This window comes from Macromonas bipunctata (assembly GCF_002837135.1).
Lineage (GTDB): Bacteria > Pseudomonadota > Gammaproteobacteria > Burkholderiales > Burkholderiaceae_C > Macromonas_A > Macromonas_A bipunctata.
Map to the genome: position 1 here is coordinate 1 of NZ_NWBQ01000004.1, position 19,661 is coordinate 19,661.

Here is a 19,661-nt window from a genome sequence, read left to right on the forward strand (position 1 = left end):
TAAATGCGATTGCCCTGAAGTTATCCACAAAGCCTGTGCATAACTTGCACCGGGGCACTACAATCGGTGCCCTGTTCTGGCCTACTGTCCACAGCCCGGCGTCCCCCTTCCCTCCCTTTTTTTCTGCCCCGCCGCCCGTCATGTCCATGCGCCAGCCCAGCCTTTTACCCGAAGGCCCCGACTTGTGGGAGGCTTGCGTAGACCGTCTGGCGCAGGAGATGGTGGACCAGCAGTTCAGCACCTGGATCCGCCCGCTGGTGGCCAAGGTCTCGCTCGACGGCGACAAGGTCACGCTGCTGGTGGCCAACCGCTTCAAGATGGACTGGATCCGGGCCCAGTACGCCAGCAAGATCACCGCCACGCTGCACGAGGTGGCCGGGCGCCCGGTGGCGCTGGAGCTGGCCATTGCCCAGCGCGAACCCGTGCCGGGCCGCGTGCTGCCCGCGCGTCGTCCACAAGATGCGGTGTTTGCCGAACTGCCCGACGTGGCCGCCGCGCCCCAGCCCAAGGGCGAGGAGCACCGCCACCGCCTCAACCCCGCGCTCACCTTTGCCACCCTGGTCGAGGGCCCGGCCAACCACATGGCACGCACCGCCGCCGGGCACGTGGCACAGCGCCCCGGTGCCATGTACAACCCGCTGTTCATCTACGGCGGCGTGGGGCTGGGCAAGACGCACCTGATGCACGCCATCGGCAACCAGCTGCTGGCCGACAACCCGCAGGCGCGCGTGCTCTACATCCACGCCGAGCAATTCGTGTCGGACGTGGTGCGCGCCTACCAGCGCAAGACCTTCGACGAGTTCAAGCGGCGCTACCATTCGCTGGACCTGCTGCTGATCGACGACATCCAGTTCTTTGCCAACAAGGAACGCACGCAAGAAGAGTTCTTCAACGCCTTTGAGGCGCTGCTGACCAAGCAAAGCCACATCGTCATGACCAGCGACACCTACCCCAAGGGGCTGGCCGACATCCACGAGCGCCTGGTGTCGCGCTTTGACTCCGGGCTGGCGGTGGCCATCGAGCCACCGGCGCTGGACATGCGCGTGGCCATTTTGATGAGCAAGGCCGACACCGAAGGCGCGCGCATGCCCGAGGACGTGGCGTTCTACGTGGCCAAGAACGTGCGCTCCAACGTGCGTGAGTTGGAAGGCGCGCTGCGCAAGATCCTGGCCTACGCGCGCTTCAACCAGAAGGAGATCTCGATCCAGCTCGCGCGCGAGGCGCTCAAGGACCTGCTGGCGACCCAGAACCGACACATCGGCATCGAGGGCATCCAGAAAACCGTGGCCGACTTCTACAAGATCAAGGTTGCCGACATGCACTCCAAGGCCAGACCGGCCAAAATCGCGTTTCCACGCCAGGTGGCGATGTACCTGTCCAAGGAGCTCACCATCCAGAGCCTGCCCGAGATTGGCGAGCTGTTTGGGGGGCGCGACCACACCACCGTGCTGTACGCGGTGCGCAAGGTGGCCACCGAGCGCAAGAAAAACAGCGAGCTCAACCACCAGTTGCACGTGCTGGAGCAGACCTTGCGCGGCTAGACCCCCGAACCGACACCAAAACGCGGGACAATGTCAGACCACCCGCACTCCGTTTTTTCCCGACCCTTTTATCCGCTTGAGAAGTCCACACACATGATCGTTTTCCAATCGACCCAAGACAAGGTATTGGCCGCTTTGCAGGCGGTGGCTGGCATTGTGGAGCGCCGCCACACCGTGCCGGTGCTGGCCAACGTGCTGCTGCGCAAGACCGCCGGCGGCCTGCTGCAGCTCACCACCAGCGACCTCGAGATCCAGATCCAGACCGAGGTCGACCTGGGCGGCGACGACGAGGCCTTCACCACCACCGTGGGCGCGCGCAAGCTCATCGACATCCTGCGCACCCTGCCCGCCGACCAGCTGGTGAGCCTGGAGTCGCAGCAATCGCGCCTGTTGCTCAAGGGCGGTAAATCGCGCTTTACCCTACAAACCATGCCGGCGGCGGACTTTCCGCTGGTGCAGGAGGCGCCCAGCTTCGGCCCCGAGTTCAGCCTGCCGCAAAAGACGCTGCGCCAGCTCATGGGCCAGGTCTCGTTTGCGATGGCGGTGCACGACATCCGCTACTACCTCAACGGTATCCTGTTCGTGACCGAGGGCACACGCCTGAGCCTGGTGGCCACCGACGGCCACCGCCTGGCCTTTGCCAGCGCCGAGCTCGACGTGGAAATGCCGCGCCAAGAAGTGATTTTGCCGCGCAAGACCGTGCTGGAGCTGCAACGCCTGCTCAGCGACAAGGAAGGTGCGATGCAGGTGCAGTTTGCCGCCAACCAGGCCCGCTTCACGCTGGACGGCATGCAGTTCGTCACCAAGCTGGTGGAGGGCAAGTTCCCGGACTACAACCGCGTCATTCCGCGCAACCATCCCAACGTGATTCTGCTGGGGCGCACCGCACTGCAAGCGGCGCTGCAACGTGCCGCCATCATGACGAGCGACAAGTTCAAGGGCGTGCGCCTGCTGCTGGAGCCGGGCGTGCTGCGCGTGGTGTCCAACAACACCGACCAAGAAGAGGCGGTGGACGAACTCGACATCGAGTACAGCGGCCCCAGCATTGAAATTGGCTTCAACGTGACCTACTTGCTCGACGTGCTGGGCAACATGGGCCAAGCCATGGTGCGGCTGGAGCTGGCCGATGGCAACTCCTCGGCGCTCATCACCAACCCCGACCAGCCCGACTTCAAGTACGTGGTGATGCCGATGCGCATCTGACGGCGTTTGCCGACCGGTGCGGCCCGCCCCCTCGTGGCGGTGTCGCGCCGTTTTACCCTCTCACCAGCGATACCGTACCCCCGACCATGACCGACCCGCATTCCACCAGCTCCGAGCCCACCGCCACCGACGCTTTCACCACCCAACAGCCCACCATTGACGCGCACCAAGCGGGCGCATCGGACGGCTACGGCGAAGGTGCGATCCAAATTTTGGAAGGGCTGGAAGCGGTGCGCAAGCGCCCCGGCATGTACATCGGCGACACGTCGGATGGCACGGGTTTGCACCACCTGGTGTTTGAGGTGGTAGACAATTCCATCGACGAGGCACTGGCCGGGCATTGCGACGACATCGTGGTCACCATCCACTCGGACAACTCCATCAGCGTGACCGACAACGGCCGCGGCATCCCGACCGGCGTCAAGATGGACGACAAGCACGAGCCCAAGCGCAGCGCGTCCGAAATTGCGCTGACCGAGCTGCACGCGGGCGGCAAGTTCAACCAGAACAGCTACAAGGTCTCGGGCGGCTTGCACGGCGTGGGCGTGAGCTGCGTCAACGCGCTGAGCAAGTGGCTGCGCCTGACGGTGCGCCGCGATGGCAAGGTGCACCAAATCGAGTTTGCGCGCGGTTTTGTGCAAAACCGTTTGTTGGAGCAGGTAAACGGCCTGGAGGTGTCACCGATGCGTGTGACCGGCTCCACCGAAAAGCGCGGTACCGAAGTCCATTTTTTGCCCGACACCGACATCTTCCAGCAGAACCACGATTTCCACTACGAAATCCTGGCCAAGCGCCTGCGCGAACTGAGCTTTTTGAACAATGGCGTGCGCATTCGTCTCAAGGACGAGCGCAGCGGCAAGGAGGATGATTTCTCCGGCGCCGGCGGCGTCAAGGGCTTTGTGGAATTCATCAACGCGGGCAAGAAGGTGCTGCACCCGACCGCGTTTTACGCCACCGGCACGCGCCCGGCGGACAGCTACGGCGGCATCCCCGGCACCGAGATCGGCGTGGAAGTGGCCATGCAGTGGAACGAGAGCTACAACGAGAACGTGCTCTGCTTCACCAACAACATCCCGCAGCGCGACGGCGGCACCCACCTGACGGGTCTGCGCGCCGCCATGACGCGCGTGATCGGCAAGTACATCGAGCAAAACGAGCTGGCCAAGAAGGCCAAGGTCGAGGTCAGCGGCGACGACATGCGCGAAGGCCTGTGCTGTGTGCTGTCGGTCAAAGTGCCCGAACCCAAGTTCAGCAGCCAGACCAAGGACAAGCTGGTCTCCAGCGAGGTGCGCGCCCCGGTGGAAGACATCGTGGCCAAAGCCTTGACCGAGTACCTGGAAGAGCGCCCGCAGGATGCCAAGCTGCTGTGCGGCAAGATTGTGGAAGCCGCCCGCGCCCGCGAGGCCGCCCGCAAAGCGCGCGAGATGACACGCCGCAAGGGCGTGCTCGACGGCATGGGCCTGCCCGGCAAATTGGCCGACTGCCAAGAAAAAGATCCGTCGTTGTGCGAGATCTACATCGTGGAGGGCGACTCGGCGGGTGGCTCGGCCAAGCAAGGGCGTGACCGCAAGTTCCAAGCCATTTTGCCGCTGCGCGGCAAGATCCTGAACGTCGAGAAGGCCCGCTACGAAAAGCTGCTGTCCAGCAATGAGATCCTCACCCTCATCACCGCCCTGGGCACTGGCATCGGCAAGACCAGCGCCGATGAATTTGCGCCCAAGGCCAAGAGTGGCGCCGACGATTTCAACATCGACAAGCTGCGCTACCACCGCATCATCATCATGAGCGTGGACGGTGATGACCACGTCTTTGTGCGCGACGGCGACCAAGGGGCGCGCATGGTGCGCATCGGTGCCTTCATCGATGCAGCACTGGTACAGCACGGTGCGGTTGAAAACGCACACGGTGTGGCTAAAGTCAAAGACGCCCCGCTGGGCGAGGTACTGTGCTTTGGCGTGGACAACCACGAGGTGCGGTTCAAGCCCATCAAGGCCGTGATCCGCCACCCGCTGGACGAAACCCTGTACAGCGTGCGCACCAGCTATGGCCGCACGGTGCGCGTGACCTCCAGCCACAGCGTGTTTGTGCATGAGGACGGCGCCGTCAAGCTCAAGCGCGGCGATGAGCTGCGCGTGGGCGACCAGGTGGTGGCCCCGCAACGCCTGCGTCTGCCAGAACAAGCCCCCGCCCAGCTGGATCTGCTGCAACGCCTGTGGGCGGTGCCCGAGGCGGCCCAGCAGATCTGGCTGCGCGGTCCGGCGGTGGAAGACTGGTTCCGGGCCCAAGTACTGGCACGCCACGGCGAAGGTGACGACCTGACCAGCCCCCGGGTGGACATTCCCGACGATGTGCGCGACGAACTGGCCGCACAGCGCCGCGCCAGCGGTGTCAGCAACGCCGAGCTGTGCAGCGCCGTCGGCATCCGCCAGCCGGTGACTTTCTACGCCTGGGAGCGCGGCACCTCGCGCCCCACCGTGCAGCACTACACCGCCTACCTGCGCGCCGTGGGGGCCAACGAGGACGAGTACCTGCAAAAAGTCTCCGTCGGTGCCAGCCGCCTGCAGGCGCTCTGGAGCCAGTCAGGGCGCCCCTCCGGAGCCAATCTGGTACGCGATCGCGTGCGCCTGTCCGAACTCGGCGCGGCGGATGCAGCCTGGTTTGCCAGCCGCGACGACCTGACGCTCACCCCCGAGCACCACGCCGACCGTGGCCTGCCGCGCCATGTGGCGGTGGATACGCACCTGATGACCCTGCTGGGTTTTTACGTGGCCGAAGGCTCCTGCTCGGTGCGCAACGGCGTGCGGCTGGCGATTGGCGCGAGCAACCAGCGTTTTGCCAACGAGATGACCGAGCATTTTGGCTATGTGTTTGGGCACAGCCCCATCCTGTACGAACAGCACGAACGCACCGCAGAACTCAAGCTGGTCAACCGTGTGGCCGCGCTGGCATGGCAGCATCTGTTTGGCTTTGACGAAGGCACCACCTCGGCCAGCAAACGCATCCCGGATGTGGTGTTCAACGTAAGCGAACCGCTGCGCCTGGCCTTCCTGCGTGGCTACCTGCTGGGCGATGGCTCCATGTCGGAGAGGCTGGTGTCGTTCACCACGTCGTCGTACGACTTGGCCAGCGGCCTGATGTACCTGCTGGGTTCGCTGGGTGTGGTGGCCTCGTTGTCGCACTACCAGCCCGACGGGGTGGAACGCAGCGTGCGGGGCGAGCCGTGCATCACGCGCCAACCGTACTGGACGATCAGCGTCAGTGCCAAGGAAGACCTGCGGTTGCTGGAACCCGTCTGGGGTGATCACGCCAACGCCGACGCCCTGCGCACCACACTGGCCTCCCCCGCCAGCAACGGCAAGAACCGCCGCTTCGAGCGCATCGGTGGCGATCTGATGGCACTGCCCATTACCAGCATCGAGCCGGTGGCGGCCAGCAACGGCATGGTGTACGACTTCTCGGTCGAAGGCGACGAGAACTTTGTGGCCGGCATGGGCGGGCTGTGCTGCCACAACACCGATGCCGATGTTGACGGCGCGCACATCCGCACCTTGCTGCTGACGTTCTTCTACCGCCAGATGCCCGAATTGGTGGAGCGCGGCCACATCTACATTGCGCAGCCGCCGCTGTACAAGGTCAAGAACGGCAAGGAGGAGCTCTACCTCAAGGACGCCGCCGCACTGGACGGTTATTTGCTCAAGGTGGCGCTCAAGGACGCGCGCATCGTGACCGATGCGGCACAAGGCACGGTGCTGGAAGGCGAAACGCTGGCCACGCTGGCACGCCAGCACCAGCTCAGCGAGGCCGTGATTGCGCGCCTGGGCAACTTCATGGACGCAGAGGCCTTGCGCGCCATCGCCGACGGTGTGGCGCTGAACCTGGACACACTGGACGAAGCCACCGCCTGCGCACCCGCGCTGCAAACCAAACTGCGTGAACTCAACACCACCGGCATCCCGGCGGAGGTGAGCGCCGAGTTTGACGTGCGCACCGACAAGCCCATCTTGCGCATCAGCCGCCGCCACCACGGCAACATCAAGAGCAGCGTCATCACGCAAGACTTTGTGCATGGCGCCGACTATGCCGTGCTGGCCGAAGCGGCGCAGACCTTTGGCACCCTGCTCGGGACTGACGCCAAGGTGTTGCGCGGCGAAGGCGAGCGCCAGAAGGAGGCGCGCGTGAGCGACTTCCGCCAGGCCATGCAGTGGCTGCTGGCCGAGGCCGAGCGCACCACCGCCCGCCAACGCTACAAGGGTCTGGGCGAGATGAACCCCGAGCAGCTGTGGGAAACCACGATGGACCCCGCCGTGCGCCGCCTGCTGCGGGTGCAGATCGAGGACGCGATCGAGGCCGACAAGGTGTTCACCATGCTGATGGGCGACGAGGTGGAGCCGCGCCGCGCCTTCATCGAGACCAACGCCCTGCGCGCGGGCAACATCGACATCTGACCAGGAGCGCCAGGGCCATGCTGATGCCGCTGCCACCGGGCCTGCTTGAACTCAAGGTTCCGGTGCCCATCAACATCTGGGACTCCGACGGCAAGGTGCTGCTGCTGCGCCGGGGCGAGGTCGTCACCAGCGAGCAGCAGCGCCAGCTCACGCTGACGCGCAACCCCACGGTGCTGACGCGCGAGTACCGGATCTGGAAGACCGCCTACTCGGCCCAGCTCGACAGCCTGGTGCGCCAGGAAACCTCGCTCAAGCGCATTGCCGAGATCAAGCCCCCCACCGACCTCAAGGGGCTGGACGTGATCGAGGACGAGCCGCGCGGCGGCTGGAGCGACGACCCGCTGGAAGGCTGGCACGAGCTGCACCGCGCCCTGACCCAGCTGCTGCACCGCCCCACCGAGCGGCCCGCGTTTGTGGAGCGGCTGGAGGACGTGGAGACGCACCTGCTGCACCTGCTGCAGACCCGCCCCGACGACAGCCTGCTGGTGCTGGTGCAGCTGCTGAGCGAACGCCGCGGCCAGGCGGCACGCCACAGCTACAGCGCCGCCCACGCCCTGATGGCCGCCGTGCTGTGCCAGCTGGTGGCCAGCGCGGCGGGCATGGCAGAGCTGGAGCTGGCGTCGCTGCGCCGCGCCGCGCTGACCATGAACATCGGCATGGCGCAGCTGCAAGACCACCTGACCCAGCACACCGGCCCGCTGACGCCCGAGCACAAGCAGGCCATCCACCAGCACCCCACCACCGGTGCTGCCCTGCTGCGCCAGCTGGAAGTGCGCGACGCCGAATGGCTGCGCCTGGTGCAGGAGCACCACGAGAACGAGTCCGGCTTTGGCTACCCGGCGGGCAAGCCGGTGCAGGACATGGCGCACGGCATCCTGAAAGCCGCCGACGTGTTCGTGGCCCGCATCAGCCCGCGCGCCAGCCGCCGGGGCCTGCTGCCGCACATGGTGGCGCGCGACGTGTACCTGGGCCCCGATGGCAAGCCGACCGCATTTGGCGCCCTGTTCGTCAAGCAACTGGGCATGTACCTGCCCGGCAGCTACGTGCGCCTGGTCACGGGCGAGGTGGCGATCGTAGTGCGCCGGGGCCGACGCGCCAACACGCCGTGGACCTACGCCATCGTCAACGCCAAGGGCCTGCCCATGGCCCAGCCCAGCCTGCGCGACACCCACGACCCCGCCTGCGAGGCCAAGGGCAGCGTGGCGGTGGACGAGGTGAAAGTGCGCGTCAATCTGGAACAGCTACTGGCCAAGTGCCAGGATCTGGAGCGCAACCTGCGCCTGGCGGCCCAGCAAGCACCCATGGCGTAGCCCACGCCCGGCACCCATCCCACCCAATCAGCCCCACACCATGCCCCACACCCTGCCCCCCTGCCCGCAATGCGGCCTTGAGAACACCTACCCCGATGGCACGCAGCTGGTCTGCCCCGACTGCGGCTTTGAATGGCCCGCCAACGCCGCTGCCACCAGCGACGACGACACCGAAGGCGACGGCGTGGTGCGCGACGCCAACGGCAACCCGCTGGCCGACGGCGACAGCGTGATCCTGGTGAAGGACCTCAAGGTGAAAGGCGCCGGCGCAACGCTGAAGAAAGGCACCAAGATCAAAAGCATTCGCCTGGTGGACGGTGCCGATGGCCACAACGTGGACTGCAAAACCGACCTGGGCAGCCTGCTGCTCAAGTCGGGGTTCCTGAAAAAGGCCTGACGCAGCCCAAGCGTTGTGCCAGCGCGGGTTCAGCCGCGCACTTCGCCCTCGCCCAGCACCACGTACTTGAGCGAAGTCAGGCCTTCCACGCCCACCGGGCCACGGGCGTGGAACTTGTCGGTGCTGATGCCAATCTCGGCACCCAGGCCGTACTCGAAGCCATCGGCAAAGCGCGTGCTGGCGTTGACCATCACGCTGCTGGAATCGACCTCGCGCAAAAATTGCTGCGCGTGGCGGTGGTCGGTGGTCAGAATGGCCTCGGTGTGGCCACTGGAATAGCGGTTGATGTGGGCGATGGCTTCGTCCACCCCTGCCACCACTTTGACGCTGATGACGGGGGCCAGGTATTCCTCACTCCAGTCGGCTTCGGTGGCGGGTTTGAGCAACGCCGCCGGGGCCACGGTCGCCAACAGGCGCAACGCTTCGGGGCAGCCGCGCATTTCCACACCCTTGCGCGCAAACACCACCCCCATGCGCGGCAAAAAGTCGGCGGCCACGCCACGCGCCACCAACAGGCTCTCAGTCGCGTTACAAGGGCTGTATTTCTGCGTTTTAGCGTTGTCGGTCACTTGCACAGCCATGTCGATGTCGCACGGATCGTCCACATAGGTGTGGCAGTTGCCATCCAAGTGCTTGATGACGGGCACCTTGGCCTCGCGGCTGATGCGCTCGATCAGGCCCTTGCCACCGCGCGGGATGATGACATCCACGTAAGCGGGCATGGTGATGAGTTGGCCCACGGCCTCGCGGTCGGTGGTGGGCACCAGTTGCACCGCCTCGGCGGGCAAGCCTGCTTGCACCAGTGCTTGCTGCACCAGCGCGGCCAAAGCGCGGTTGCTGTCGATGGCCTCGGAGCCACCACGCAGGATGCAGGCGTTGCCGCTCTTGATGCTCAAGGACGCGGCTTCGATGGTGACGTTGGGACGGCTCTCGTAGATCATGCCAAACACGCCAATCGGCACCCGCATCTGGCCGACGCGGATGCCGCTGGGCTGCTGCTTCATGCCGATGATTTCACCCATGATGTCGGGCATGGCCGCGAGTTGTTCACAGCCTTCGGCACAGGTCTCGATCACCTTCGGCGTGAGCTTGAGGCGATCGACCATAGGTTCGCTCAGGCCAGCGGCGCGGGCACGTTCCAGGTCTTTGGCGTTCTCGGTTTGCAACGCGTCTACGTTGGCGCGCAGCAAGGTGGCCAGCGCACGCAAGGCGCGCACTTTGGTGGCCGCACCCGCCTTGGCCATCAGGGCGCTGGCGGTCTTGGCCTGCTGGCCCAGGGTGTGCATCAGTTCAACGGTCGAAGGGGTGCTCATGGTTCAATCTCCATCCAGAAAAAAGGGCCGCTGGGCCCTGTGTGACTCAATGGCTGGCATTGTGCCGCTGTTGGCGCGGGCGGTGGGCAGGCACGGCGTGCGCGGGCGGCGTGATGAAGTCGGGCAGGCGGTAAGGGTCTTCGGGCTGGTGCGCGGCCAGCAGGCGTTGGCCCCAGTCCAACAAGGTGGTACGGCTGCACTGGTTGAGCCAACCGCGCAAACCGCCCCACCAGCCTTGCGGCTGTGCCAGCAGCGGGTGCTCGGGCGTGAGTTGATCGGCCTTGAGGATGCCCGCGTTGCGGCCCCAGCGGGCCTGGGTGGGCCAATCGGCCCGCGTGTGCGGATGCAGCAGCACCACGTGCTGGAACGCCGGGCTGCGGTGCAGGCGCCCGGCCACGCCCAAAGCCGCCAGCCCCTGCCGCAACAGGCGCGCGTGGCGCTGGCTTTGTTCCAACGGCTGGCGCTCGGGTGAAAAGTGTCGCCCATCGGCGTAGTACACATCAAAGCGGCCACGGGCATCAATGTGCAACTGGCCGCCGTAGTGCTTGGTCTCCAGCAGGCAGCACTGGAAGTGGCGCCCCAGCAGCAGGTGGTCGATCTGCGCCGTTTCGTGGCCCACGCGCAGGCGCAAGTCGTGCAGCAACACGTGGTGGGGGCTGTCGGCAAAGCAGCGGTCGAGGTAGAGCGCCGACACCTGCTCGCCCTCCCAGCCTTTGCGGGTGCGGAAGGCTTGGTCGATGGCCCACTGGCGCGCCTCACCGTCGGGCAAACGCCGGGCCAGTGCGGCCAGAAACGCCAACCGCTGGGTTTTGTCGTCGGCGGATTTCAGCAGCACCGGGCGGGGCCTGGGGTGTCAGGCTTCCACTTCACCGGGCGCACGGCTGAGGGCGTTGTTTTCGGTGATGAGGCGCAGCAGCATCCGCATGAACTCGGGGCGTTCTTGTTCGGTCAGCGGGGCCAGCATCAGCTCTTGGGCACGCAACATGTCGGGCACCAGGCCTTGCAGCAGTTGTTCGCCTTCGGGCGTGAGGTGCAGTTGGCGCACGCGGCGGTCTTCGGGCGTGGTGTTGCGCGTGAGCAGGCCGCGCAGTTCCAGCCGGTTCACCACCCCGGCGGTGGTGGAGGTGTCTTGCGCAATGGTGCGCGCCAGCGTGCGCTGGTCAATGCCCGGCTGGTTGTGAACCACCTGCAAGGCGGCGTATTGCACCGGCGTGATGCCGTGGGTGTGGGTTTCGTGCAAAAAAACGCCCACCGCAATCTGGTGCAAGCGCCGGATGGCGTGCCCCGGCTGGGTGTTGATATCGACCGTGGCCTGTGCGACGGGCGCGGTGTCTGGTGCTGAACTCATGCCCTGATTTTAGGCAGGCGATGCTTACGCCAACACTGCAAGCGCCACAGCGGCCTCCAGCGCCGCCTCAACGGCACCCAAACTGGTTGCACACGCGCTGGTAGCCGTTGATGCGGTCGGAGCTGTAACTGCGCGAGCCGTCGGGCGACATGGTGGCGTTGCCCACCCAGTCCTTGTCGTTGTTGCCGGGGCGCGCGGGCAGCGCGCCGCCGGGCATGATCTGGCGGCTCTCTGCCGGGACAGCCGCCGACTGCGCCGCCGCCTTGAAGCACGCCAGCCGCTTGCCCGCGTCGGGCAAGGCGTTGCAGCCTTCCAGCAGCGCATCTGGCGCACCTTGCGCCTGGGCCAGCGTGGCCACCACGCACAACAACACGGAAACAGCGGTCGGTTTTAACATGCCCACAGTGTAGGCATTTGCGCGCATGGCGCAAGACCAGCGCCACACCTTCGGGAAAACCCTGTTGCACTGGGCTTGTAGCTCGGTTAAATTGTCACTATACTGATCGTACGTACACTGACGTTGTGTCGGTGCCCCCTTTTGAAACATGGAGAGCAACCCAATGAGCGACAAGCAATCTCAACTTCCCGTGCTGGTGTCCGGCGGTGGCATTGGTGGTCTGGCCGCGGCGCTGGCGCTGGTGCGTCAGGGCTTCCAGGTGCAGGTGTTTGAACAAGCCCCCGAGATTGGCGAGATTGGCGCTGGCATCCAGCTCGGCCCGAACGCTTTCCACGCTTTCGACGCCCTGGGCGTGGGTGAAAAGGCCCGTGGCCGCGCCGTCTACACCGACTACATGGTGATGCACGACGCGCTCGACGAGACCCTGGTCGGCAAGATCGAGACCGGCGAGGCCTTCCGCCAGCGCTTTGGCAACCCCTACGCCGTGATCCACCGCGTGGACGTACACAAGTCGCTGCTCGAAGGCGCTGTCGAGACCGGCCGCGTCGAGTTCTTCACCAACACCCGCATCGAGAAGGTCGAGCAGGACGAGGCCACCAAGGTGGTCACCGCCATCGACCAGAACGGCAAGCGCTGGACCGGCCAGGCCCTGATCGGCGCCGACGGCGGCAAGAGCGTGGTGCGCACCCAGTACGTGAACGACCCGCCGCGCGTGACCGGCCACGTGGTGTACCGCGCCGTGGTGGACAAGGCCGACTTCCCCGAAGACCTGAAGTGGAACGCCGCCAGCCTGTGGGCCGGCCCCAAGTGCCACCTGGTGCACTACCCGCTGCGTGGCGGCGAGCAGTACAACGTGGTGGTGACCTTCCACAGCCGCCAGCAGGAACAATGGGGCGTAACTGACGGCTCCAAGGAAGAAGTGGAAAGCTACTTCCAGGGCATCTGCCCCAAGGCGCGCCAGCTCATCGAGCTGCCCGAGACCTGGAAACGCTGGGCCACCGCCGACCGCGAGCCGATCCCGAACTGGGTCTTTGGCCGCACCACCATTCTGGGCGATGCCGCCCACCCCACCACCCAGTACATGGCCCAAGGCGCCTGCATGGCCATGGAAGATGCCGTGACGCTGGGTGAGGCCCTGCGCGTGACCCGCCAGGCCGATGGCTCGGCCGACTGGGACGCCGCGCTGCAGCTGTACCAGAAGAACCGCATCGCCCGCACCGGCCGCATCGTGCTGTCGGGCCGCGAGATGGGCCGCCTGTACCACGCCGCTGGCGTGGAGCGCCTGATCCGCAACAGCCTGTGGAAGGGCCGCACGCAGGAGCGTTTCTACGACGCGATCGAGTGGCTGTACGGCTGGAACGTCAACAACTGCCTGCAACAAGGCTGATACCCGTCACCTGTCACGTTAAAGGACACGAAGATGCAAGACACTGGCCGTTTTGACACCCTGGGCCGTCTGGAAGACCTGCCGCAGGACTACCGCGACGAACTGACCCAGCACAACCTGGTGCCCCTGTGGCCCAGCCTGCGCGCCGTGCTGCCGCCGCACGTGCCGGCGCGCAAGACCCAGCCGACCCACTGGCCCTACGCCAAGCTGCGCGAGCTGCTGCTCAAGGCCGGCGAGTTGACCCCGATCGAAAAGGCCGAGCGCCGCGTGCTGGTGCTGGCCAACCCCGGCCACGGCCTGGAAAAGATGCAGGCCAGCGCCGCCATGTACCTGGGCATGCAACTGCTGCTGCCCGGCGAACTAGCCCCGGCCCACAAGCACACCCCCAACGCCGTGCGCATGGTGGTGGAAGGCGAAGGCGCGTGGACACTGGTCAACGGCGAAAAATGCCCCATGAGCCGTGGCGATTTGATCCTCACCCCCACCGGCTTGTGGCACGAACACGGCCACGACGGCGACCAGCCGGTGATCTGGCTGGACGTGCTGGATTTGCCGCTGGTGTACTACATCGAAGCCTCGTACCACGAGGAAGTGCCAAGCCAGACCGTGGTACCGGGCCAGGGCGCCAAGTCCTACGCCCGTGGCGGCGTGGCTCCGACCACCGTGTTCCAGCGTGCCGACAAGGCCTACCCCATGCTGCGCTACCCGTGGGCCGACGCCAAGGCCGCGCTGGAGTCCATCGCCGCCGACCTGCCAGACCAGGAATGCGTGCAAGTCACCTACATCAACCCGGAAACCGGCAAGGATGCGGAAAACATCCTCGGCTTCTACGCCCTGATGCTGCGCCCGGGCCAGACCCTGCGCCTGCCGGCGCGCTCGCCAGCCCAGGTGTTCCACCAGATCGAAGGCAGCGCCGACGTGAGCGTGGAAGCCCAAGCCTTCACACTGGCCGAAGCCGACACCTGCGCCGTGCCGGGCTACACCGCCGTCACGCTGACCAACCGCTCCGCCAACGCACCGGCCTTCCTGTTCGTGGCCGATGAAGCCCCGCTGCACCGCAAGCTGGGCGTGTACGAGAACCGTGGTTAATCTGCGCTAACCTTGCCACCGGAGCCGCCTGCGCGTGGCTCCGGTTGTTGCCGTTTACCCTCTCCCATATTTAGCGATCATGACCCAATACCTGTTCAACCCGCCCGCCGTTCAATCCCTGCCCATCCGTGGCCAGGACGCACGCTTCCCCATCAACCGCCTGTTCTTTGTGGGCCGCAACTACCACGCCCACGCGGTGGAAATGGGCCGTCCGGTGGACAAATCGGTCGAGCGCCCGTTCTACTTCACCAAGTCGTACCAAACGCTGGTGCAAAGCGGCTCAGAAGTCGCCTACCCCCCCGAAACCAAGAACTACCACTTTGAAATGGAGATGGTGGTGGCGATTGGCAAAGCGGGTTTTCGCGTCAGCGCCGACAACGCCCACGAGATCATTTACGGCTACGCCACGGGCTTGGACATGACACGCCGCGACCTGCAACTGGTGGCGCGCGACAAGGGCCGCCCGTGGGATCTGGGCAAGGACTTGGAACAATCCTCGGTCTGCTCCGAGATCGTGCCGATGCAAGGCCAGATCATCGACAGCGGCGAAATTGCGTTGGAAGTCAACGGCGAGACCAAGCAAAAATCCGACGTCAACAAGCTGATCTGGAACGTGCGCGAGATCATCGCCGACCTGTCCCAGTTCTACCACCTGCAACCGGGCGACCTGATCTACACCGGTACCCCCGAAGGTGTGGGCGCCGTGGTGCCGGGCGACAAGATCACCGGCCACGTGGCGGGCGTGGGCGAAGTGGCCCTGACCGTGGGGGCGGCGGAATGAAGCTCTACAACTTCTGGCGCAGCGGCACCTCGCACCGCCTGCGCATTGCGCTCAACCTCAAGGGCATCGAGACCGAATACCTGGCCGTGCACCTGGGCAAGGAAAAGCACCTGACCGACGAGTTCAAGGCCGTGAACCCGCAGCAGCTGGTGCCCGCACTGGTCACGCCCGAGCAAACGCTGATCCAGTCGCCCGCCATCATCGAATGGCTGGAAGAAAAATACCCCACCCCGGCCCTGCTGCCCGCCGACGCCGATGGCCGCGCCAAGGTGCGCGCGCTGGCCGCGATTGTGGGTTGCGACATCCACCCCATCAACAACCGCCGCATTCTGGAATACATTCGCAAAACATTCGGCGCCAACGACGACGCCGTCAACGCCTGGTGCGGCACCTGGATCACCGCTGGTTTTGACGCCTACGAAGCCCTGCTGGCCGCCGACCAACACCGTGGCCGCTTCAGCTACGGCGACACGCCCACCATTGCCGACTGCTACCTGGTGCCGCAGATCGAGAGCGCGCGCCGCTTCAAGGTCGATTTGAGCCGCTGGCCGCTCATCATGGCCGTGGAAGCCGCCTGCAACGAACTCGAAGCCTTCACCCAGGCCGCACCGTCGGCACAACCCGACGCCGCCTGAGCCACCGGCGCTTGACATCCTCCTCGCCATGAATGGCGAGGATTCCCGCTTCACAGAACCCCGCCCATGCCTCAACGAGACACAGGACTTACAGCTTCTCCACGGGCTGACACCGCCAGCCCGGCGGCCAGTACGTTGCGTGCGGCGTTGATGTCCCGGTCGTGGCTGCTGCCACAGTCGTGGCATGTCCAATGCCGCACATTCAAGGGCATCTTTTGTGCCGTGTACCCGCAGTCGCTGCAACGCTTGGACGACGGGTACCAGCGGTCGATCTTGACCACTTCTCTGCCGTACCACTTGGCCTTGTATTCAAGCTGGCGCACGAACTCGGCCCAGCCAGCATCACCGATGGACTTGGCGAGCTTGCGGTTCTTCTTCATGTTGCCGACGCCCAGCGCCTCAACGGCGACCACTTGGTTTTCGTGGATCAGTCGGGTCGAGAGCTTGTGCGTGAAATCCTTGCGGATGTCGGCGATCTTGGCGTGCAGTTTGGCAACTTTGAGCCGCGCTTTGGTGCGGCTTTTAGAGCCTTTCTTCTTTTTGGCGAGTCGGCGCTGGAGTTTGGCCAGCTTCTTCTCGTGCTTACGGAAAGCGTTGGGCGTGGCAATCTTCTCGCCCGTGGAGAGGATGGCGAAGTGAGTCAGGCCCAAGTCAATGCCAATTTTTTCTGCTACTTCGGGTTTGGCGCAGACTACGTCATCGCACAGCAGGCTAACGAAGTAACGGCCCACCGCGTCTTGCGATACCGTGATGGTCGTCACCTTCGCACCCTGCGGAATCTGGCGCGACCAGCGCACATCCAACGGTGCGTCCATCTTCGCCAGTTTGAGCGCCTGACCATCCCAGCGGAACGCGCTGGCGGTGTATTCCGCCGACTGGTGGCTGCCCTTGCGCTTGAACTGCGGATAGCGCCCGCGTTTGGCAAAGAAGTTGCCGAACGCCGTTTGCAAATGCCGCAGCGCCTGCTGCAACGGCACGCTGGACACGTCGTTGAGCCACGCGTATTCAGGCTGCTTTTTGAGCAACGTCAACGCGGCAGACGTGTCGTGGTAGCCCATCCGTTCCTGCCGCTGTTCCCACGCCTCGCTGCGCAGGCGCAGCATGTGGTTGTAGACAAAGCGCACGCAACCAAACGTCTGGGCGAGGATGACCTCTTGCTCGGGCGTTGGGTAAAACCTAAAGCGGTATGCGCGCTTGATGTCCATGTGTGCAATTTACACGAAAACCACCCCATCCACCCAGAAGATAGCCAACCTAAAAAGGAGCGGAAACAGGGGCTTGCTGTGCAAGCCGCGCTATCCCTCCCCGGCATGAAGGCCGGGGTTTCCCGCACAGATTGATGAAAAAAGCGGCCCTGCAAGGGGCCGCTTCGGTCGGTTCAAGCCCCGTTCACCACCAGGTGGCGGGGCTTTTGCTTGTGGGCTTCAGGCGTAGGCTCAGGCCGCAATCAGCGTGACCTTGACCGGGGCGCGTTCCGACACTTCGGACGCCACCGAGCCCATGAGCAGCTTCATCAGGCCGGTGCGGCCGTGGCTGCCCATCACGATCTCGTCGATGCCGTTCTCGGTGGCAAAGCGGCAGATCACGTCCGCCGGGTGCCCCACCACCACGTGCTGCTGGTAAGCCACGCCCGCAGCGTCCAGCACCTGGCGCACAGCGGCCATGCCAGCCAGGCCTTCCTCGCGGTGGTAGGCGTTGAGCTCCTCGGCGTTGACGAAGCTGCTGGCGTGGCCGTCCACCGGCAGCTGCACGCTCAGCAGGTGCAGCTCAGGCGCGCTGGCCTGTACGCCCGGCAGCCACTTGGCCACCGCCTGGGCACCAAAGTCCGAACCGTCCACGGGCAACAAAATCTTGGTCATGGTGTGTTTTCCTTTCAGTGCGAGGACGAGTCTTTGCCGGCCAGATCGACCAGCGGGGCTTTTTCGGCAGAGGCTTGCGCGCGCTTGGCCAGCAGCGTGCCCACCACCACCACCAGGGCAGCACCGGCAGCACCGGTCACGTAGTGCAGCCACGACGGCAGGTGTTCCACATAGGGCTTGACCATCACGTCACCCACGAACATGCCACCACCAATCCAGCCCAGCAGTGCCGCGCCCAGGGTGATGACGATGGGGAAGCGGTCCATCAGCGTGAGCACGAACTTGCTGCCCCAGACGATGATCGGGATGCTGATCAGGATACCGAACACCACCAGGCCCATGTCGCCCTTGGCGGCACCGGCCACGGCAATCACGTTGTCCAGGCTCATCACGGCATCGGCAATCACGATGGTCTTGATGGCGCCGGCCAGCGTGGTGGCACCTTCCACGTTGCCGTGGCTGTCGTCCTCGGGTTGCAGCAGCTTGACGCCGATCCAGAACAGCAGCAGCGCGCCCACCACCTTGAGGAACGGCAGCGTGAGCAGTTGCAGTGCAAAGAAGATCAGCACCACGCGCAGGCCAATGGCCCCGGCCACGCCCCAGAAGATGCCCTTGTTGCGCTGCTCCTCGGGCAGCTTGCGGCAGGCCAGCGCGATCACGACCGCGTTGTCACCGCCCAGCAAAATGTCGATGGCGATGATCTGCAACACCGCTATCAAAAACGCCATACTGAAGTAATCCATACCTATCTCCAAAAATAAAACCAGTGTTCACGCATGCGCCGCCACCGGGCCGCCACAGGGGGCCGAGTGTTGCAGCATGCGGTCAAAGAATTCGAGCAGCAGCGCCTGTTCGCGCTCGTCCAGGCACTTCATCAGGTCCTGGTTGCGCCGCTCGATGGCGGCCATCACCTTGCCAAACAGGGCCTTGCCCGCCACCGTCAGCGACAGGCCCACGCTGCGCGCGTCCACCTTGTCGGCGGCGCGCACCACCTTGCTGCGCTGCATGAAGCCGCGCGCCACCAGGGCGTAGGCGGTGCGGCTGGCCTGCGTCTTGTCCAGGTTGGTCTCCAGCGCCAGCCGGGTCACGGTGATCTGCGGAAACGAACCCACCGCCGCCAGGCAGCGCGTCTCGGCCAGCGACAGGCCACAGGCGGCGCGGTACATGGCCTGGCTGGCCAGGTTGTTGAGCTTGCTCAGGGTGTTGAGGCGGTACGTGAAGTAACGCCTCAACACCGGCTCGGCAGAGTGCTCGGCAGCAGGCATGCGTGCGCTCCCTTGGCGTCAGATGTAGTTGGCCAGCAGCGGGTGGTGGTGCGCGTGGTGGCGCATGTGCAGCGACAGGCCCAGCGCCGCCATGTGGTTGGAGTTGCGCCCCAGGATGGTCTGCGACAGCGGCAGGAATTCGGTTTCCTCAAACTCGGCGTGCGCGTGGTACTGGCGCACCAGGCGCTCGATGTCGGCGCCGTTGACGTCGCTGTGCTGGCCCTTGGCCACTTTCTTCAGGCCCGACTCCAGGCTCTTCCACAGCTTTTCGAGCTCACGGTGCTCGTCGGTCAGGCGCTTGACCATCATCTGCACGCGGTCGCGCTCAACGCCCTTCTCGGCGTCGTGCAGCACGGCCGGGAACAGCTCGCGCTCCTCGTCCAGGTGGTGCTCGAAGATGGCTTCGCGGAAGAACTCCACCGCACGCTCGGCAATGTCGCGCGCGCGCTGCGCGGGCACCAGCAGCGCGGGCAGTTCGGCCAGCATGTCGAGCTTCTTGACGATGCCGACGTGGCATTGCGAAAAATCGGCAATGGCTTCGTTTTGGGGGGTAGCAGAGGAAGTCATGACAGGCTCTCCTGGTGGGGGGTTATCGGACAAAAAAGGCAAGGCGGATCGCAAAAAAGGGGGTAGCCACCGCTGTGGCTACCCCGGTCAAAGTTGCTGGGAGGCGCGGCCCGCAGGCACGCCC

General features: G+C 65.0%; 18 protein-coding genes. 9 read left to right on the top strand and 9 right to left on the bottom strand.

What is annotated here, in order from left to right; translation table 11 throughout:
- Positions 1 to 140 precede the first annotated feature (140 nt).
- The 5 genes from dnaA (at position 141) to CON76_RS00755 (ending at position 8,896) form a co-directional block, all read left to right on the top strand.
- The gene (gene dnaA, locus CON76_RS00735) at positions 141 to 1,541 is read left to right on the top strand and encodes a chromosomal replication initiator protein DnaA (RefSeq protein ID WP_101101124.1); all 1,401 of its coding nucleotides are present in this window, start codon (positions 141 to 143) and stop codon (positions 1,539 to 1,541) included.
- 93 nt (positions 1,542 to 1,634) lie between these two features.
- Positions 1,635 to 2,744: a DNA polymerase III subunit beta gene (dnaN, locus tag CON76_RS00740; protein ID WP_101101126.1), complete on the top strand. Its 1,110-nt coding sequence runs from the start codon at positions 1,635 to 1,637 to the stop codon at positions 2,742 to 2,744.
- Between the two features lie 86 nt (positions 2,745 to 2,830).
- Entirely contained in the window at positions 2,831 to 7,189 is a 4,359-nt protein-coding gene (locus tag CON76_RS00745; protein ID WP_205758149.1) for a DNA gyrase subunit B, read from the top strand.
- Positions 7,190 to 7,206: 17 nt separating this feature from the next.
- Positions 7,207 to 8,499: an HD-GYP domain-containing protein gene (locus CON76_RS00750; RefSeq protein ID WP_101101127.1), complete on the top strand. Its 1,293-nt coding sequence runs from the start codon at positions 7,207 to 7,209 to the stop codon at positions 8,497 to 8,499.
- 40 nt (positions 8,500 to 8,539) lie between these two features.
- A complete protein-coding gene (locus CON76_RS00755; RefSeq protein ID WP_101101129.1) occupies positions 8,540 to 8,896 on the top strand; it encodes a zinc ribbon domain-containing protein YjdM in 357 nt (118 codons plus the stop codon).
- Between the two features lie 29 nt (positions 8,897 to 8,925).
- Here CON76_RS00755 and CON76_RS00760 read toward each other — a convergent pair whose 3' ends face one another.
- The 4 genes from CON76_RS00760 to CON76_RS00775 all read right to left on the bottom strand — a co-directional run bounded on the left by CON76_RS00760 (position 8,926) and on the right by CON76_RS00775 (position 11,954).
- Entirely contained in the window at positions 8,926 to 10,209 is a 1,284-nt protein-coding gene (locus tag CON76_RS00760) for a glutamate-5-semialdehyde dehydrogenase (RefSeq protein ID WP_101101131.1), read from the bottom strand.
- 46 nt (positions 10,210 to 10,255) lie between these two features.
- On the bottom strand, positions 10,256 to 11,044 hold the full coding sequence (locus tag CON76_RS00765; protein ID WP_101101133.1) for a nuclease-related domain-containing protein: 789 nt from the start codon (positions 11,042 to 11,044) through the stop codon (positions 10,256 to 10,258).
- Positions 11,045 to 11,062: 18 nt separating this feature from the next.
- Positions 11,063 to 11,557, bottom strand: coding sequence for a MarR family winged helix-turn-helix transcriptional regulator (locus tag CON76_RS00770; RefSeq protein WP_101101135.1), 495 nt, complete (start codon positions 11,555 to 11,557; stop codon positions 11,063 to 11,065).
- 67 nt (positions 11,558 to 11,624) lie between these two features.
- Complete coding sequence (locus CON76_RS00775) at positions 11,625 to 11,954, bottom strand: hypothetical protein (RefSeq protein WP_145995284.1); 330 nt, start codon at positions 11,952 to 11,954, stop codon at positions 11,625 to 11,627.
- Between the two features lie 163 nt (positions 11,955 to 12,117).
- Between CON76_RS00775 and CON76_RS00780 the strand changes: the two genes are divergently transcribed.
- The 4 genes from CON76_RS00780 (at position 12,118) to maiA (ending at position 15,846) form a co-directional block, all read left to right on the top strand.
- Positions 12,118 to 13,341 (top strand): 3-hydroxybenzoate 6-monooxygenase, encoded by a 1,224-nt coding sequence (locus tag CON76_RS00780; protein ID WP_101101140.1) that lies wholly within the window; start codon positions 12,118 to 12,120, stop codon positions 13,339 to 13,341.
- A 33-nt stretch (positions 13,342 to 13,374) separates the two neighbouring features.
- Positions 13,375 to 14,430, top strand: a complete 1,056-nt coding sequence (locus tag CON76_RS00785; protein WP_101101142.1) for a cupin domain-containing protein — start codon at positions 13,375 to 13,377, stop codon at positions 14,428 to 14,430.
- A 79-nt stretch (positions 14,431 to 14,509) separates the two neighbouring features.
- Positions 14,510 to 15,211 carry a fumarylacetoacetate hydrolase family protein gene (locus CON76_RS00790; RefSeq protein ID WP_101101144.1) on the top strand — a complete coding sequence of 234 codons (702 nt, stop codon included), beginning with the start codon at positions 14,510 to 14,512 and terminating at the stop codon, positions 15,209 to 15,211.
- Positions 15,208 to 15,846 carry a maleylacetoacetate isomerase gene (gene maiA / locus CON76_RS00795; protein WP_101101146.1) on the top strand — a complete coding sequence of 213 codons (639 nt, stop codon included), beginning with the start codon at positions 15,208 to 15,210 and terminating at the stop codon, positions 15,844 to 15,846. Before CON76_RS00790 ends, maiA begins: the two co-directional genes overlap by 4 nt.
- Positions 15,847 to 15,917: 71 nt before the next feature.
- Here maiA and tnpB read toward each other — a convergent pair whose 3' ends face one another.
- The 5 genes from tnpB to CON76_RS00820 all read right to left on the bottom strand — a co-directional run bounded on the left by tnpB (position 15,918) and on the right by CON76_RS00820 (position 19,537).
- Positions 15,918 to 17,051, bottom strand: a complete 1,134-nt coding sequence (gene tnpB / locus CON76_RS00800) for an IS200/IS605 family element RNA-guided endonuclease TnpB (RefSeq protein WP_101101148.1) — start codon at positions 17,049 to 17,051, stop codon at positions 15,918 to 15,920.
- Between the two features lie 231 nt (positions 17,052 to 17,282).
- Complete coding sequence (locus tag CON76_RS00805) at positions 17,283 to 17,705, bottom strand: universal stress protein (protein WP_101101150.1); 423 nt, start codon at positions 17,703 to 17,705, stop codon at positions 17,283 to 17,285.
- 14 nt (positions 17,706 to 17,719) lie between these two features.
- Entirely contained in the window at positions 17,720 to 18,448 is a 729-nt protein-coding gene (locus CON76_RS00810; RefSeq protein ID WP_101101152.1) for a TerC family protein, read from the bottom strand.
- Between the two features lie 27 nt (positions 18,449 to 18,475).
- A complete protein-coding gene (locus CON76_RS00815) occupies positions 18,476 to 18,970 on the bottom strand; it encodes a MarR family winged helix-turn-helix transcriptional regulator (protein WP_101101154.1) in 495 nt (164 codons plus the stop codon).
- Between the two features lie 18 nt (positions 18,971 to 18,988).
- Positions 18,989 to 19,537 carry a hemerythrin domain-containing protein gene (locus CON76_RS00820; RefSeq protein ID WP_101101156.1) on the bottom strand — a complete coding sequence of 183 codons (549 nt, stop codon included), beginning with the start codon at positions 19,535 to 19,537 and terminating at the stop codon, positions 18,989 to 18,991.
- Between the last annotated feature and the right edge of the window lie 124 nt (positions 19,538 to 19,661).